This window comes from Nitrospira sp. (assembly GCA_029194675.1).
In the GTDB taxonomy this organism is placed as follows: Bacteria; Nitrospirota; Nitrospiria; order Nitrospirales; family Nitrospiraceae; genus Nitrospira_D.
Genome location: JARFXP010000003.1, coordinates 531751 through 546774 on the forward strand (window position 1 = coordinate 531751; position 15024 = coordinate 546774).

A 15024-nucleotide genomic window follows, 5' to 3' on the forward strand; every position below is an offset into this window, starting at 1 on the left:
CGTACGTCCCCCTGAATCTATTTCACGAATACTCTCTCTCGCTGGATCTTTTCCTGTAACTTCAACAGTCCGTCCAGTAAGGCTTCCGGTCTCGGCGGGCAACCGGGCACATAGACATCAACCGGCACGATCTGATCCACACCCTGGACGACCGCATAGCTGTTGTAGTGATTGCCGGATGTCGCGCACGAGCCCATGCACATTACATATCGAGGCTCAGGCATTTGGTCGTAGATCCGTCGAATGACCGGCGCCATCTTGCGAGAAACCGTTCCCGCGACAATCATGAGGTCAGATTGCCTGGGGGATGCGCGAAAGACACCGGCGCCGAAGCGGTCCAGGTCATAACGGGAGGAGACGCTGGCGATCATTTCAATGGCGCAGCAGGCCAGCCCAAAAGTCATGGGCCACAGTGCCGACTTCCTCGCCCAGTTGACGACCGCGTCCAGATTCGTCGTCACGATATTCGCGTCAAACTGTCGCTCAAGTAAACTCATCCTCTTTTTGCCTCCCTCACAGCGAGAATGGTGAGCGGGTGGCGTCGGCACCAGGACCCATTCGCCCGCAGCGAAAGGGACCCACTGGGGGATGGGTGGAGCGAGGACGAATGGGTCGGACGACGACAGGACCCGCTCAGTCCCATTCGAGCGCTCCTTTCTTCCATGCGTACCAGAACCCAACCACGAGGATAGCAATGAACAGGACCATCTCCACTAATCCAACCAGCCCAAGACTGTTGAATGCAACCGCCCACGGGTAGAGAAAGACCACCTCGACATCGAAGATGACGAACAACATCGCGATGATGTAGTACCGCATCGGAAACTGTACCCGAGCATCCTGGAAGAGCGGACTTCCGCTTTCATACGGGGCCAGCTTTGCCCGATAGGGCTGGTTCGGACGGACAAACTTCCCGAGCAAGAGAATCAGCGTTCCGAGCGCGATACCCACCCCGATAAAAATGAGGATCGGGAGATAGTTTTCCGGTACGGGTGAATCGCCCATATAAACCTCAGAACAGGTGACCGAACGTCGGTGCCGCCGCCATCCGAAATTCCTCACGCAGCTGATTGCGTTGTGAGCGCGGAACCAAAGAACGGTTTGTACTGCAAACCGTCGAGTTCAGGCTGCCGGATTCCCTTGTGTTGGATGAGGACCTTGAACGTCGTGCCCATCCCGTTTGGTCTCAGCAGATGAATCGCCTCTTTGAACTGCGGGCCGTCCTGCTCCAATTCCGCTATCATTTGCTCGACGCCGAGTCCCATGAGAAAACTCATCTGGTTCGTGAAGCCGGTCGTCTGGAGTTTCCACCCTTCACCGGCCGCCGCCAAGCTCGAAAAATCCACATGGGCTGTCATGTCCTGTTCGCCCACGCGCACAAACGGGTCTTCGTTTATCGTTTGTTGGAAATAGCAAAGGAACGTGCCGTGTTTTCTGTCGGATCGATAGAGGTCCTGTGCCGTGTGGCCGTAATCGATGGTGAGCACGAAGCCACGATCCAGATGCTGAGCGACTTGCTTCATCCAATCCGATGCGCGGAGATTGATCTCGGTTCGATAGCCTTCCGGCCAATCGGCGCTCACGCGGTGAAGCCGCTGGGCCAGTCTGTCCGACGACAGCGGCATCAGACATTCAACGAATCTCCCGTCTCGATAATCCACCCAGAGTTCCTCGATTCCCTTTGCCGTGACCTCAATGCGGTGGACCGGAAACGAGTCCACGAGTTCATTGCTGAAGAACAGACCGGTCAGACCTTGAGGGGCCACAGTCTCTAGGTCGTTCACCCATGTCAGTAGGGCTGCTCGATCCAACCAAGGAGCCAGGTTCCTGCGCTGCAACTCACGCATGGCCGGGCTTCGGTCTATCAGGACATACCGAAGATGCTGAAAAAGCGAATGATAGCGATGCGCGCATGTCGTCAAGACGTGGTTCGCCAGCAAACCTTTGCCGGGCCCCATCTCAACGATGGTAAAGGGATGGGGTTGACCGAGTAATCGGTACATCTGTTCGGCTTGTTTGGCCAGAGCTTGCCCAAGGATAGGATGGACATCTGAACTCGTGTAAAAATCACCCCGCCGGCCGATCCGTTCTTGCTTTGGTTCAGGGCTACGCATGTAATAGCCGAATTGCGGGTGATAGAGAGCCAACTCCATGAAACGAACAAACGGAATCGGGCCGGAAGCGGCGATCTCAGCGGCAATGGCAGCAACGAGTTCCGGATGGCCTAAGCTCACGGAAAGCTCCAATTCTTCACCTTCCAAGACGGAAAAAAGCGACACCCCGAGCCTGTGGGCAGCGCCTGCCCATCGCTGGGTGCTGAAGGGGGGGCTAGAGTAGCCTTCTGAAGTGCGTTAAGTCAAGACGAGGTCAGGGAGAATGGGTTGGTACGTTCCTCTGCGCGTACGTACGAGTTTTAGATCTTTGCTTCGCTCGCCAAAAGGAACGCCAACCGTTCTTGCCGAGGCACTGCGGCTGGCCCAAAGGATTGTGAGCAACACATCGCACTCCTCCACCGAGCACTCTCTTCACGCCCCGTGGCACTTTTTGTATTTTTTCCCGCTGCCGCAAGGGCATGGATCATTGCGGCCGACCTTGTTTTCGGCTCGGTGGACGGGAGCCGGCGCAGCCGCCGGCTCGTCGCCACGATTCAAGGTGAGCCTGGGCTGCGGACGCGAGATGACCGGTTGCGGTGAGTGCGCCGGTTGTTCTCCTTCGTGGCGGACCGCCTGCACATGAAACAGTCGATCGAGCGTATCGGATTTGATTCGTTCCATCATGCCGGCGAAGAGGTCAAACCCTTCACGTTTATACTCAATCAGTGGATCTTTCTGTCCGTAGCCGCGGAGACCGATACCGTCGCGCAGGTGGTCCATCGCAAGCAGATGATCCTTCCAATGATGATCGATCACCTGGAGCATGAACGTCTTCTCAAGAAAACGCATCAGGTCTGAGCTTAGTTCTTGTTCTTTTCTAGTATAGGCGTCCCGCACGTGGGCTCGAAGGTCTTCCTGTAATGCGTCACGTCCGACGTCGCGCAGCGAGTCTCCCCCGTCGTGCTTACCCTGGGTGATATCCAACCCGAACTGACTCTGCATGACCTCAGTTAAACCTTTGACGTCCCATTCCTCAGGGTATTGATCGGGGGGACAATACACATTGAGGGACGATTCCACGGAACCGGCCATCATGTCATGAAGGTCATTGGTGAGGTTGTCTCCGTTCAGCACGGCCCGGCGATGTCGATAGATCACTTCGCGCTGCTTGTTCATGACGTCGTCGTATTCAAGCAGCTGTTTGCGGATTTCAAAGTTATGCGCTTCAACTTTCTTTTGGGCGTTCGCGATCGCGCGAGTCACCATCCCGTGTTCGATGGGGATGCCTTCCTCCATGCCGAGCTTGAGCATCAGCTGTGACACCCGTTCCGAAGCGAAGATCCGCATCAGGTCGTCTTCCAACGATAGGTAGAATCTCGATGTTCCTGGATCGCCCTGGCGGCCTGCCCGTCCTCGGAGCTGGTTGTCGATGCGGCGGCTCTCGTGTCGTTCCGTACCGAGGATATGGAGGCCGCCGGCCGCGAGGACTTCCTGCTTGTTCTTGTCGCAATCGGATCTGATGCCCTCATAGATTTCAAGCTTGCGGTTCTCCGGGAGGTTCTCTTCCCGATAGAGCACTTGCTTGTACATGAAGTCCGGATTGCCGCCTAATAGAATATCGGTGCCTCGACCCGCCATGTTCGTGGCAATGGTGACCGCGCCTTTACCGCCGGCTTGCGCGACGATTTCGGCTTCGCGTTCGTGCTGCTTGGCGTTGAGGACGTTGTGCTTGACCCCGTTGCGATTCAAGAGTCCGGCGAGTCTCTCCGACTTTTCGATCGAAATGGTTCCGACCAATACCGGCTGTCCGCGCTCATGGCATTCTTTGATCTCTTCGACGATCGCTGCGAACTTTTCCTTCTCGGTTCGATACACGACGTCGGCATAATCTTGCCGAATCATTTGGCGGTTGGTCGGCACGACGTTGACGTCGAGGTTATAGATCTTGGCGAATTCGGCGGCTTCCGTGTCCGCTGTACCGGTCATGCCGCTCAGTTTCTTGTACATGCGGAAGTAATTTTGAAAGGTCACCGACGCGAGCGTCTGATTCTCGTTGGCGATCTTCACGCCCTCTTTGGCCTCGACGGCTTGATGCAGCCCGTCGCTCCACCGCCGACCCGGCATTAAGCGGCCGGTAAATTCATCCACGATGATGACTTCGCCATCCTTTACGACGTAGTCCACGTCTCGTTTATAGAGCGTGTAGGCTTGCAAGGCTTTCACCACGTGATGGACCATGTCCATGTGGGCCGGATCGTACAGATTGTCGACGCCGAGAAGTTTTTCAACGCGCGCGTTGCCGTCTTCGGTGAGCGCAGCGGTTTTGGTCTTTTCTTCGATGGTGTAGTCCGCCTCGGCTTTGAGTTGCGGAATGATCGCGTTGATTCGGTAATAGAGGTCGGTGGTCTGGTCGGTCGGGCCTGAGATGATCAACGGCGTCCGCGCTTCATCGATCAAAATGCTGTCGACTTCGTCGACGATGGCGAAGTTCAACTCGCGTTGGACGCATTGATTCAAGTCGGTGACCACGAGGTTGTCGCGGAGATAGTCGAACCCATATTCGTTGTTGGTGCCGTAGGTGATGTCGGCGCGATACGCCTCAGGTCTTGTGCAAGGGCGAAGGTGTTGCAGTCGCTTATCGGACGCATCGTAGGTTGGGTCATAGATGAACGACGCGTCGTGTTGAATGATGCCGGTGGATAGACCCAACGCATGGTAGAGCTGCCCCATCCACTGGGCGTCACGCTTGGCGAGATAATCGTTGACGGTGACGAGATGGGCGCCTTTACCTTCGAGCGCATTCAGATAGATGGGGAGCGTTGCCACCAAGGTCTTCCCTTCACCGGTTTTCATTTCAGCGATGCGGCCACGGTGGAGAATCATCCCGCCGATCAGTTGCACGTCGAAATGCCGCATGTTGAGCTTGCGCCGGGACATTTCTCGGCACACGGCAAACGCTTCGGGCAAGATGTCGTCCAGCGTCTGACCTGCTTCAAGCCGCTTCTTGAAGTCCTGTGTCTTGTCCGCAAGGGCTTGATCGGAGAGCGGCGTGAGTCCGGCCTCCAAGCCGTTGATCTGCTCCACGATCGGCCGGAGGGTCTTGATTTCGCGGTCGTTTTTACTGCCGAAGATCAGATTGAGTACTTGCGTGACCATAGGAGTAAGAAAGGCATTCGTCGTTCTGTAGATGAATTTGATGTCGAAAAGATCTGCCCAGTATACAGGATCTTTCCGATGAATCCTACTCGAACCTCCAGCGACCTCAGCGCTGCCTTGACAAGCGTCATCCGAGTCACCTAGGATTCAATCTAGTTGCATTTCTAGCATCTTGTTGTCTGTCCAGCTACGCGTGAGCTTTTTTAGAAGTGCCTGCGATGAAGTGCCCGTTCCGAAAAGTCCTGTCGATTTCACTAATACTCTGCATTCTTGCGGTCGGCGGTTTGGCCCAAGCTCAAGCAGCTGAACACGCCGGACACCATGCGCAACATCAATCGGCGACACACGGGACGCTCCTCTGTTCCTGGATGTGTGCCGCCGGCACGGTGCTCGATAGTGCCGTCGTTCTGATTCAGGTTGAACAAAGTCCAAACGCGTTTATCCCTCTCACTCAGTCATCGCCCCCTTCAATCGATGCCCCCTGGACTTCTCCCAGCCGAGCTCCCCCGTCCTTCTCGCTGTAATCTTTGCTATTCCGTCGGAGCTATTTCGTCGTACAAGGACCCGTGAATGGTCCGACGGCGTGTGGATCAAGAAGATTCCTTAAGAGAAGGAGGCTGCGCCTTAGATCGTGGTCAAGCGTTCCATACTCACGTGCTTGCTCGGGTTTGCGATCATCCTCGCATGGCCCGCTGTTCGAACTGCAGAGGCATCCTGCGGAGCGGTGTCGTGTTTTGTCACGATCGGTTCTCAGCAACAGGTTGCAATGGAGGGGCTGCTGACAATCAACGGCATTTACAGTTACACACCGATGCGTCTGCTCCCCGGAACAAACGGCATCATTCCCGGCATCGATACGACAGAACGACAGCTGATTCTGGACCATCATCAAGAGACTAGGACCATTACTCAAACGGGAACCTTCGATCTCAACTACGGACTGACAGAACGGTGGGGAGTGCAAATCACCATGCCCTACATGTGGCGTACACATCATCACATCGATGGTCTAGGCGAAGACGGTCCAAATGGCGAAGGCGAGCCCACCACTTTTTCGTCGGACGGACTCGGAGATATGCGTGTCGGCGTCAAATACAATTTTTTGCCTACTTTGAGAAGCATGGCGGTGTTGGGATTCGGCGTGTATCTTCCAACTGGCGTCACGGATGCACCCGACAGTACCGGGGCTTTGATGGAGCCGACCACCCAGCTGGGGCGCGGGCAAGTCGGCTTGAATCCCACGATCTACCAAACCTTCGAAGTGATTCCGCATCGGTTGAGTCAGTTCGTCTTTGCGAGTTATCGGCACACGTTTCAAAACAATAAGGGATACCAGTTCGGGGATCAGTGGGATATCAATGGCGGGTTCAACCTCGTGACCGTTCCATGGCTCGTGCTGTCCGCGCAGCTCAATTACCGATATATGTTGCACGATAGCTTCAATAGTTCGTTACTGCGTTCCGCAACGCCCGCAGACGCGCCGGACTTTCCCGGTGAACCAGTTGTGATTGATCCGAACATCCAGAATCGATCGGTCCCGACCACCGGCTCAACGTTCCTCGCGTTTACTCCTGGATTTCAAATGAGTTTGGACGGCGTCATCAGCTCTGCCTGGACGGAAATGACATCGATCTATTTCTATTCGCAGATCCCGATGGTCCGAGATTCCAACAACAGCCTTGCTCAGGGTACCAGCTTCATTTTCGGGGTGACCAGGTCGTTTCAGTTACCCAGGTCGTTTCAGTTACTGAAAGGTAGTTCATAAGAAAGCTACGGTGATGATGAGGAGACTACGATGAAGAGAACCTACAACATGACTCTCTTAAGAATGATGATCCTGAGTCTTGTGCTGGCCATCTCTAGCGGCATGGTGTGGGGAATGGGTTCACGAGTGCCGGCGGTGGGGACAACCGCAGAGGATTTTCGCTTACCTGACCTGACGGGTAAGGAGCAGAGCTTGAGCCAATATCGAGGCCGGGTTGTGCTGGTGAACTTCTGGGCCACCTGGTGTAAGCCCTGCACGACGGAAATGCCCGCCATGCAGGCTATCTATGACAAGCTCCGTGAGAAGGGATTCGTGGTGTTGGCCATCAATGAACTGGAAGACGATGCCCAGGTGCGAGAGCACATCAAGCAACATGGCCATACGTTCCCGGTGCTCATGGATCGAGACAACAAGGTCGCGAACCAATTCGGGGTCTTCGGCCTCCCGGTCAGCGTGTTTATCGATGAAAAGGGCGTGGTCCAAGAATACATCAAGGGCGGGCTGCTGACCGAGCAAGTGATCCTCGACACGGTAGCGCGCATCCAGAAACCGGAATCGATGAAGGCTGCCTCTCTGCGATAGCCATGCGCATGACGATGAACGCAAAACGACCGGCCCTAGTCTGGGGATTGTTGCTCGTCATTGTGTTGATGAACGGGTTGATGGCCGCCCCTAGTGTGGGCCATGCCGAGCATCATGCCGACCATCAGGCAGGGACCCACTCATCCGGTCTCTGTGCATGGCTGTGTGCGGGCGGCGTGGGGATCGAGTCGTCGACAGTGCAGTTGAATTCAGCACTCCAGCTCCTTGAATGGGTCAGCATTCCTTCCTTTGACGTAGTCCTCAGTGTGGTCTCGTTGCCGTACTTCTTCCGTGGGCCTCCCGCCTTTCTTTCGTAGCGTTCGCAGTCTGTAGCAGTTTTCTTAACAACCGAGTCTTGCGGTGGGGTCCGATGTGCGGATCTTGCCGTGCGATCAACAGAAGGATCATGGAATCATGACGCGCAAGCTCTTGTGCTGTGCTCTCGCTCTCGGTGGTGTAGTTGGAATGGTGCTTTCGATGCTCAGTCCATCCAGGGTCGAGGCGTCTTGCGGCGCGGTCACTTGCTTTGTCGTCATCGGGTCGCAACAGCAGGTTTCGCCTGCGGGGATGCTCACCACGAACCTCGTGTACAACTACACGCCCGCCTCTCCCGGACCGGATGGGGCGAACACGATCCCCTTTGCGAACCAGCAAACCAAACAACTCATTTTGGGCAATACCCAGGTCGACAATCTGGAAACGCTCGTGCAAACGGCGGCGCTGAATCTGAACTATGGCCTTACGGAACGTTTTGGATTCGAAGTGATGCTGCCGTATAAGTGGGTGCAGTCCATCGGCCAGTTTGGACCGGGCACGGTCTCGAACTATGACAACAACGGACTGGGCGATGTGATGGCGAAGCTGAAATACAACATGCTCCCGACCCTACGGAGCATGTTCGTGCTGGATATGGCCGTCTATTTTCCGACGGGCACATATCAGCAGACGGGACCGAACGGTCAATATGCGGAATCCACGCTCCAGCTCGGCCGCGGCGCGTTCGGTTTCCAACCAGGCTTCTACCAGACCTACGAAATTCTCCCCCATCGGCTGAATCAGTTTTCGCAGGGGGCTTGGCGCTATAGCCTCCGCAATTCTGACGGCTATCAGTTCGGGCAGGAATTCTCGCTCAACGCGGGTTTCAACATTGTGACGGTTCCCTGGCTGGTTCTGACCGAACAGATCAACTTCCGGTACAAGACTCAGGACAGTATGGACGCGGCGCTGTACCAGTTCTACGGACCACCGATCGATCGGGCGTTACCGGTTGATTTGACCGTAATCAGCCGTTCTGTCCCGACGACGAACTTCACGTTTGTCGGGTTTTCGACCGGCGTGCTGGTCAATCTGTGGGACTATGCCCAGGCCTATTTCATCGCGCAGATTCCGATCTACCGAGATTTCAACGGCAACCTGCAACAGGACACGAGCTTCGTGGCAGGGGTGACGAGGAGCTTTCGAGTCCTGGGTGGGTCGTAAGCCGAGTACCGCGTATGAACCGTGAGACGAATGGCAGGCTGAGGACCGTACGCGCATGGGGTTATCAGTCCCGATGCGCTGCGCTTGTTGCTGCGTTGACCTTGTGCCTGGCTCCGCTTGCCCATGCCCATGAAGAGAGGGCGATAGCATCTCATTGTCCCCATGATGCGGCGTCCGCTGCCAGTCATTGTGTCTGGCACTGTGGCGGGCTCGAGATCCAGGGCGGCGGTGGACAGGGGGAAGTCTCTGCCGATATTCGCGTGAGCCGCGTCTGGAGCCTCGGTCACATTTCTCTACGGGATACTGTTCCTGAAGAGGAATTCCCGCCTCGTGGCCCGCCGCAAGATGTGCTTCAGACCGTATAGAACATGTTCACTCAGGGAGCCGGATGCGCTCCCGTCATTATTTAGTAAGCGACACTAACGAGAAAGGAACGGTCCATGGAAGCTATGAAGAGAGGCAGTTATCTACCCAGTGTCACAACTGGCGCGTTGGGACTCGCGTTGATCGGCCTTGCTGCGTGCAGTTCAGGGGAATCCACTCCGACCACGGGAACACCGGCGCCAAGCGGCGGTGCCGGACTTAGCAGCGGGCCGATTGCGTTCGTGAACAACACAGGTGACAAGACATTGACCAGTGTTGCGTTGAAAGGCGACTCAGGGAATGCCGTGGTTAACACAATTCCCGCGGCGGAATTCGAGAATGTCGCCTTGGGGGATATGCAGTACTCAGACGGAGAATGGCTCTTCGTCAATCTCACAGCCGCCAACAAGGTTGCGACGATCGATCCCTTGACGGCGGCGACGCCGGTCCATGAAGTCAATCTGCCGGCCGGCACCAGACCGGTCCATATCTACCGAGATACGAACGACGGCGAGGTGATTTGGAGCATGAACGATGGCGACAATGTCCCAGGAGCCACGACGCCCGGTGACGATCTGGTGAACTGTGGGACGCAAACAGGTGGATCCGTGACCGTCATGCACAACTCCCATCTTGGGCCTGGTGCAAACCCACCCGCGGTACAGCGAACGATTTGTGTGTTGGCCGACGGCCACAAGGTCACGGCATTTTCGTCAGGGGCAGGACTTCCCAAGCGGGCCTTCGTTTCCAGCGAAGTCGGTGGTGAAATCGCCGTGATCGATGATGAGGAGTCATCGGCGGATTACCTTAAGATGATCGCGCGCATAGATTTATGCAATTCAACCAAGGAGACGACCCCTTGTAATGATGAGTCGCTCACTCCTTTGACGACTCCGTTCACACCCAATAGCTCTGGACCCCATGGGATTCGCTGGTCGAAACTCACGAAGAAGGTCTACAGCATTCAAGAAGGATATGGACAAATCGCAGAAATCGATCCAACGACACGTGCCATCACAAAAACCTTCGATCTCGCCGGCACACCGTACACGTCGTATGGAATCAGCCCTGATGGAAGGTTTCTCATGCTGCGCGGAGAGACGATAGCTCCACAGGCGTTGAAGCTGGGCGTCATCGATCTCAGCACCACGAACCCGGTCGTAGCAGACTTGAACGCTCCGGAACTGGATGGGACATCGACCGGGACATTTCTAACTGGGGGTTCGTTGTTCAAATTCTCCCCCGACGGAAGCCGCTTCTACCTCTTAGTCGGAAATTCCACAGCGGCGACAGTGACGAAGAAAGATCGCCTCTTTGCGTATGATTCGTCGACCCTCAGCGCGACACCTCCGGCTCTGACGCTCCTTCCTAACGGAGAGATTTCCCTGTTGCAAACAGGGCGGCATAGCATGGATGTGTTGGCACAAGGAGCAGGTCAAGCCAAATACGTTGTGGTGTCAAATTTTGGTGCTCCTGGTTCGGTGTCCATCATCAATGCGACAGATAATGCGATCAAAGAGAACGTGACTGTCGGGACAAATCCGGGAGCAGTATTGGTGTATCAGCCTGGTGCTGCCACATCGGGCAACCAGGCAAGTAACTAGTTTTGGTGCGGATGGGGCGGTCTATCGAGGCTTCATCGATGGATCGCCCATCAGCAGCAACACGAAGCGTTGGTTGATTTGGGTATGGATTTTGTCCGAGCAGGCTGCCTCCGGCTCGGACCAAGCGCGGGGTGAAGGTTGCTTGCCTCCTCCTTCGCCCCGCTCTTTTTTCATGCTGGTGAGGTCAGGGGTTGCACGATGTGGTTACTGCCAACCGCGGATCTGGTAACCGCGCGCGATCAAGCAACGCGTCAGCGCCTGTCGATAGGCTTCCTGTGAAGGCCAGGTCGGGTGAGGATTGTCGACCGTTCCGAGCACGACACCACTGTCCGTGGTCCCCAGCGGCGGTAGCCAGCGAGGCTGGATACTCACGGGCGCCGCTTGACGGACCTCGGCGCGGCAGGCGCTGAGATCACGTGAGGCAGTAGCATCTCCGACCGCTAGTGTACGATCACTGCGTTCAAGAATCGGCTGTGGTTGATGGTGGACTGAGGTGCAGGCCGCAATCAAGGAAAGACAAGTGAGCGTTGTGAATCGAAGTGGTATCCACATGATTCCTGAATGTATTCTATCCCTTGACCTGACTGGTCGCAATGGCGGCGACTACACTCGACTCTCTGTCGGCGTGACGGCACGCTCCCTAATCTCCAGCTAAGCACGAGACCAGAATTCCCAATATTGTTTTTGAGCGCCTCACGAGCGAGAAACTGTATGGCATCGACATTGCGTGATGGTTCACCCAGTGGGTGCATCACCAACCAAGGAGGAGGCCGATGCCTGAGCTGCCGTCTGAACGTCCTCGGCTACCGTTCGAGATTGATGACCGGATTGATCCGACGCTGGTCACTGCGCATGCGGGGGTGCCGCTGGTGATCGAACTGTTTCGCCGCATGGGAGTGGCGCAGAGCATCAATGCCCAGGTCCGGATCAAGCAGCGCCAGCGCGGCTTGGCGCCCGCGCAGTTGGTGGAAACGCTGCTCGCGCTATGGACGGCGGGCGGGGATCGTTGCCAGGACCTCAAGACGCTGCGTACGGATGTCGCGCTGGCGACGTTGCTGGGCTACGAGTTGCCTGCGGCCACTACGATACGGGACTTCTTGGAGGCGTTTCATGGGGAGCATCCTCCGTTGTGGCGCACCGGCGAGAAGACGGCCATCCCTGAGGAGTCGGCGCCCCTGGCGGGCGTCGGGGCCGCGAATCGGCGAGTCCTCGCTGCTGTCCAGCACCAGGCGCCGCAACGCACGGCGACGCTGGATGTGGATGCCACGATTCTGGAAGCCCACAAGCGCACGGCGGCAGTGACGTATGAGGGCTCGCGGGGCTATCAACCTGTCATCGTCGTCTGGGCCGAGCAGGACCTGATCGTGCACGATGAATTCCGAGATGGGAATGTGCCGGCGGGGTGCGGCAACGTGCGGGTCCTGGAGCGGGCCGTCGCGAGCCTACCAGCGGGGATCACGCAGACCTTCGTCCGAGGCGATAGCGCCTTGTATGAGCAAGAGGTGCTCGCGTGGTGTGAGCAGCCCGCGCGCAGAATCGGCTATGCGATCAGTGCCGACATGAGTCCGCCACTACACGCCGAGATCACGCGGCTACCAGAGTGCGCCTGGCAGTCAGACCGCGACGAGCCGGACGTGATCCGCGAGTGGGCCGAGGTGCCGTACGTGCCTGATGACAAGGACTATCGGAAGGATCGGCCCTGTGTGCGCCGGTATCTAGCCGTGCGGGTCCGCAAGCGGCAGAGCGACCTGTTTGCCGATGGCAGCACCGTGAAGCATTTCGCGATCGTGACGAACCGGGAGGGGGACGGACTCGTCCTGATCCGTTGGCACCGGGAGAAAGCCGGCACCGTCGAACATGTGCATCATGTCTTGAAGAACGAGTTGGCGGCTGCGGCGCTCCCCAGCCAGAAGTTCGGCGCCAACGCCGCCTGGTTCCGGCTCAACATCCTGACCTACAACCTGCTCAGCGCGTTGAAGCGCCTGGCCTTACCCAGAGATTTGTCGGAGGCGCGGCCGAAGCGGTTGCGGTTTCTGGTGTTCAATACGGTCGGGACAGTCGTTCATCATGCCCGGCGCACGCTGTTACGGCTCACGTCCACAGTCCAGCAGGCCCTCATGGCTCTGGCGCGGAGCAAAATCTTGGCTCTCAGCTCCGCTTAGCCGGAGAATAGGGACGCTTGACAGGTATTGTCCTGCTCACCTAGTATCTGTTCTTCTTGTATCCATTGTATTTATTGCCTCGGTCTTGTGAGCAGGCCTTCGATGACTGACGCTTTTAGGAAGTTCTTCTCAATCACACTCGTACTCTGCTTTCTTGCAATCGGCGGTTTGGCCCAAGCTCAAGCAGCTGAACACGCCGGACACCATGCGCAACATCAATCTGCAACACACGGGACGCTGCTCTGTTCTTGGATGTGTACCGCCTGTACGGTTCTCGACCGTGCTGTCGTTTTAATTCAGGCAGACTCTCCCTAGTTTTTATTGGTGACCGGCCCAAAGCAGCATCCTGGTCCGTCTACAACTCATTCGTAGGTTGTAGAACCGGAAACATGGGTGAATCTGCAGAAAGGATCCGCAGTCCCTTGCGGAGATGAAACGGTTCATGTTCAGGTTGATTCTCGGTCTCACAGGGGTCTTCTTCTCGATGTCCGGCGTTTGGACGACAGATGTGTCGTGTGGATCGGTCACCTATGTTGTCATCGTCGGCTCTGAACAATGGGCCTCGCCAAAGGGCCTGTTAACCGTAAACGCCCCCTAATAACTACTTCTCAGGAGACATGATCAAAAGTCAGCGGGTGTTCGAGGGACAGCTGAAGTGGAATCAACAGCCCAGATTGGGCGTGGTCAAGCCGCTGGTCAGGCTTCGTTCCATCAAACCTATGAGCGTATTCCACAAAGGAAAAGCATGACATCGACAGATGAAAACCGATTCTTTGTTCCAGCCTGGGGCATTTCGCTGGCCCTGCATGGAGTGGTGGTTGCCTTAGCACTGGCTTTTGCCGCACAGGTCAAACCAGTCTTGCAGAAGGACTTGTTCCAGTGGGACGTGGCGTTGGTGGAGTCGGCGAAGTCTGAATCCATCCCGGAACAAGCTCAATCAGTCGTGACGCCGGAACAGCTATCGGCGAAGGTCATGCCTCAGCCACGTCTCAAACGAGTGACAGAGGCATCTCAGGCGGTAAGACCATTGGAGCAGAAAATCGAGCCGCCGCCACCGACGATCGAACCGGTACAAACGCTCGAACAGAAGGTGGAAAGCCCTCAGCCTCGCGAAGAACCGATGGAACAACGTATTGTCGAGAGCGCTGAATCGAAGGTCGAGCCTGCCGTAGAGACGAAGGAACCAGTTGCGGTTGCAGCAGCTCCTACGCCATCGCATGAGGCTGTCACCCAACAAGAGGCACCTGCAGAATCCTCGTCACAGGAAGCTCGCGTGGATACCGCGCCGGTGGAGGTGGCTAAGGCTCCGGCGCCCGGTCCGGAAACGAAGGTGGATCATCGGTGGTTGGCCGAGTCGCTGTGGCGGCGGGTGGCCGAGCTCAAGCGCTATCCGAATCAGGCTCGCATGAACGGCCAAGAAGGGAAAGTGGTCTTGAAAGCCATCATTCGATCGGACGGCCATTTGGCCGACGTATCCGTCCAGAAGAGTTCTGGACATAGCGTACTTGATGACGCGGCGATCGAGACGGTGAAATTGGCCTGTCCACTCCATATGAAGCATGCCATCGGAAAGCCGCAGATCGTCGTGAGTCTTCCGATCGTGTATAGTCTAGCCAATTAGTGCATGGAGTGAAGCTGAAACTCATTATAGATAGTGAAGGATCGGTCGCCCCGGTGCGGGATGTTCTTGAAGGTATGAAATGAAACGTTGGTTCGCACCATGTGTCGTTGGGATAGTTCTGCTCTACACCGCCCTCGCATTGGGGGCAGCAGGTTGTCTCTTCATGCCCAGAGAAGAGCACGGGCATGCTCACCACGCT

At 56.5% G+C, this 15024-nt stretch carries 12 protein-coding genes; 7 read left to right on the forward strand and 5 right to left on the reverse strand.

The genetic code is table 11. The features are described 5' to 3' along the window. Positions 1 to 17: 17 nt before the first annotated feature. From P0120_17475 to secA, 4 genes are all read right to left on the reverse strand, one after another. Entirely contained in the window at positions 18 to 497 is a 480-nt protein-coding gene (locus P0120_17475; GenBank protein MDF0676102.1) for an NADH-quinone oxidoreductase subunit B, read from the reverse strand. 136 nt (positions 498 to 633) lie between these two features. Further along, positions 634 to 1005, reverse strand: a complete 372-nt coding sequence (locus P0120_17480; GenBank protein ID MDF0676103.1) for an NADH-quinone oxidoreductase subunit A — start codon at positions 1003 to 1005, stop codon at positions 634 to 636. 53 nt (positions 1006 to 1058) lie between these two features. Continuing rightward, the gene (locus P0120_17485) at positions 1059 to 2279 is read right to left on the reverse strand and encodes an SAM-dependent methyltransferase (protein MDF0676104.1); all 1221 of its coding nucleotides are present in this window, start codon (positions 2277 to 2279) and stop codon (positions 1059 to 1061) included. 246 nt (positions 2280 to 2525) lie between these two features. After that, positions 2526 to 5249, reverse strand: a complete 2724-nt coding sequence (gene secA / locus P0120_17490) for a preprotein translocase subunit SecA (protein MDF0676105.1) — start codon at positions 5247 to 5249, stop codon at positions 2526 to 2528. A 631-nt stretch (positions 5250 to 5880) separates the two neighbouring features. Here secA and P0120_17495 point away from each other — a divergent pair. The 5 genes from P0120_17495 to P0120_17515 all read left to right on the forward strand — a co-directional run bounded on the left by P0120_17495 (position 5881) and on the right by P0120_17515 (position 11042). Beyond that, entirely contained in the window at positions 5881 to 7014 is a 1134-nt protein-coding gene (locus tag P0120_17495; protein MDF0676106.1) for a hypothetical protein, read from the forward strand. A 30-nt stretch (positions 7015 to 7044) separates the two neighbouring features. Next, positions 7045 to 7596: a TlpA disulfide reductase family protein gene (locus P0120_17500; GenBank protein ID MDF0676107.1), complete on the forward strand. Its 552-nt coding sequence runs from the start codon at positions 7045 to 7047 to the stop codon at positions 7594 to 7596. Between the two features lie 14 nt (positions 7597 to 7610). Further along, positions 7611 to 7913, forward strand: coding sequence for a hypothetical protein (locus tag P0120_17505; protein ID MDF0676108.1), 303 nt, complete (start codon positions 7611 to 7613; stop codon positions 7911 to 7913). 97 nt (positions 7914 to 8010) lie between these two features. Beyond that, positions 8011 to 9075, forward strand: coding sequence for a transporter (locus P0120_17510; protein ID MDF0676109.1), 1065 nt, complete (start codon positions 8011 to 8013; stop codon positions 9073 to 9075). 440 nt (positions 9076 to 9515) lie between these two features. Next, positions 9516 to 11042: a hypothetical protein gene (locus P0120_17515; GenBank protein ID MDF0676110.1), complete on the forward strand. Its 1527-nt coding sequence runs from the start codon at positions 9516 to 9518 to the stop codon at positions 11040 to 11042. 204 nt (positions 11043 to 11246) lie between these two features. On the opposite strand, the gene P0120_17520 is transcribed toward P0120_17515, so the two are convergent. Then, positions 11247 to 11414: a hypothetical protein gene (locus P0120_17520; GenBank protein ID MDF0676111.1), complete on the reverse strand. Its 168-nt coding sequence runs from the start codon at positions 11412 to 11414 to the stop codon at positions 11247 to 11249. Positions 11415 to 11815: 401 nt separating this feature from the next. Between P0120_17520 and P0120_17525 the strand changes: the two genes are divergently transcribed. Continuing rightward, on the forward strand, positions 11816 to 13204 hold the full coding sequence (locus P0120_17525) for an IS1380 family transposase (protein MDF0676112.1): 1389 nt from the start codon (positions 11816 to 11818) through the stop codon (positions 13202 to 13204). Positions 13205 to 13949: 745 nt separating this feature from the next. After that, positions 13950 to 14825: an energy transducer TonB gene (locus P0120_17530; protein ID MDF0676113.1), complete on the forward strand. Its 876-nt coding sequence runs from the start codon at positions 13950 to 13952 to the stop codon at positions 14823 to 14825. Positions 14826 to 15024: the final 199 nt, after the last annotated feature.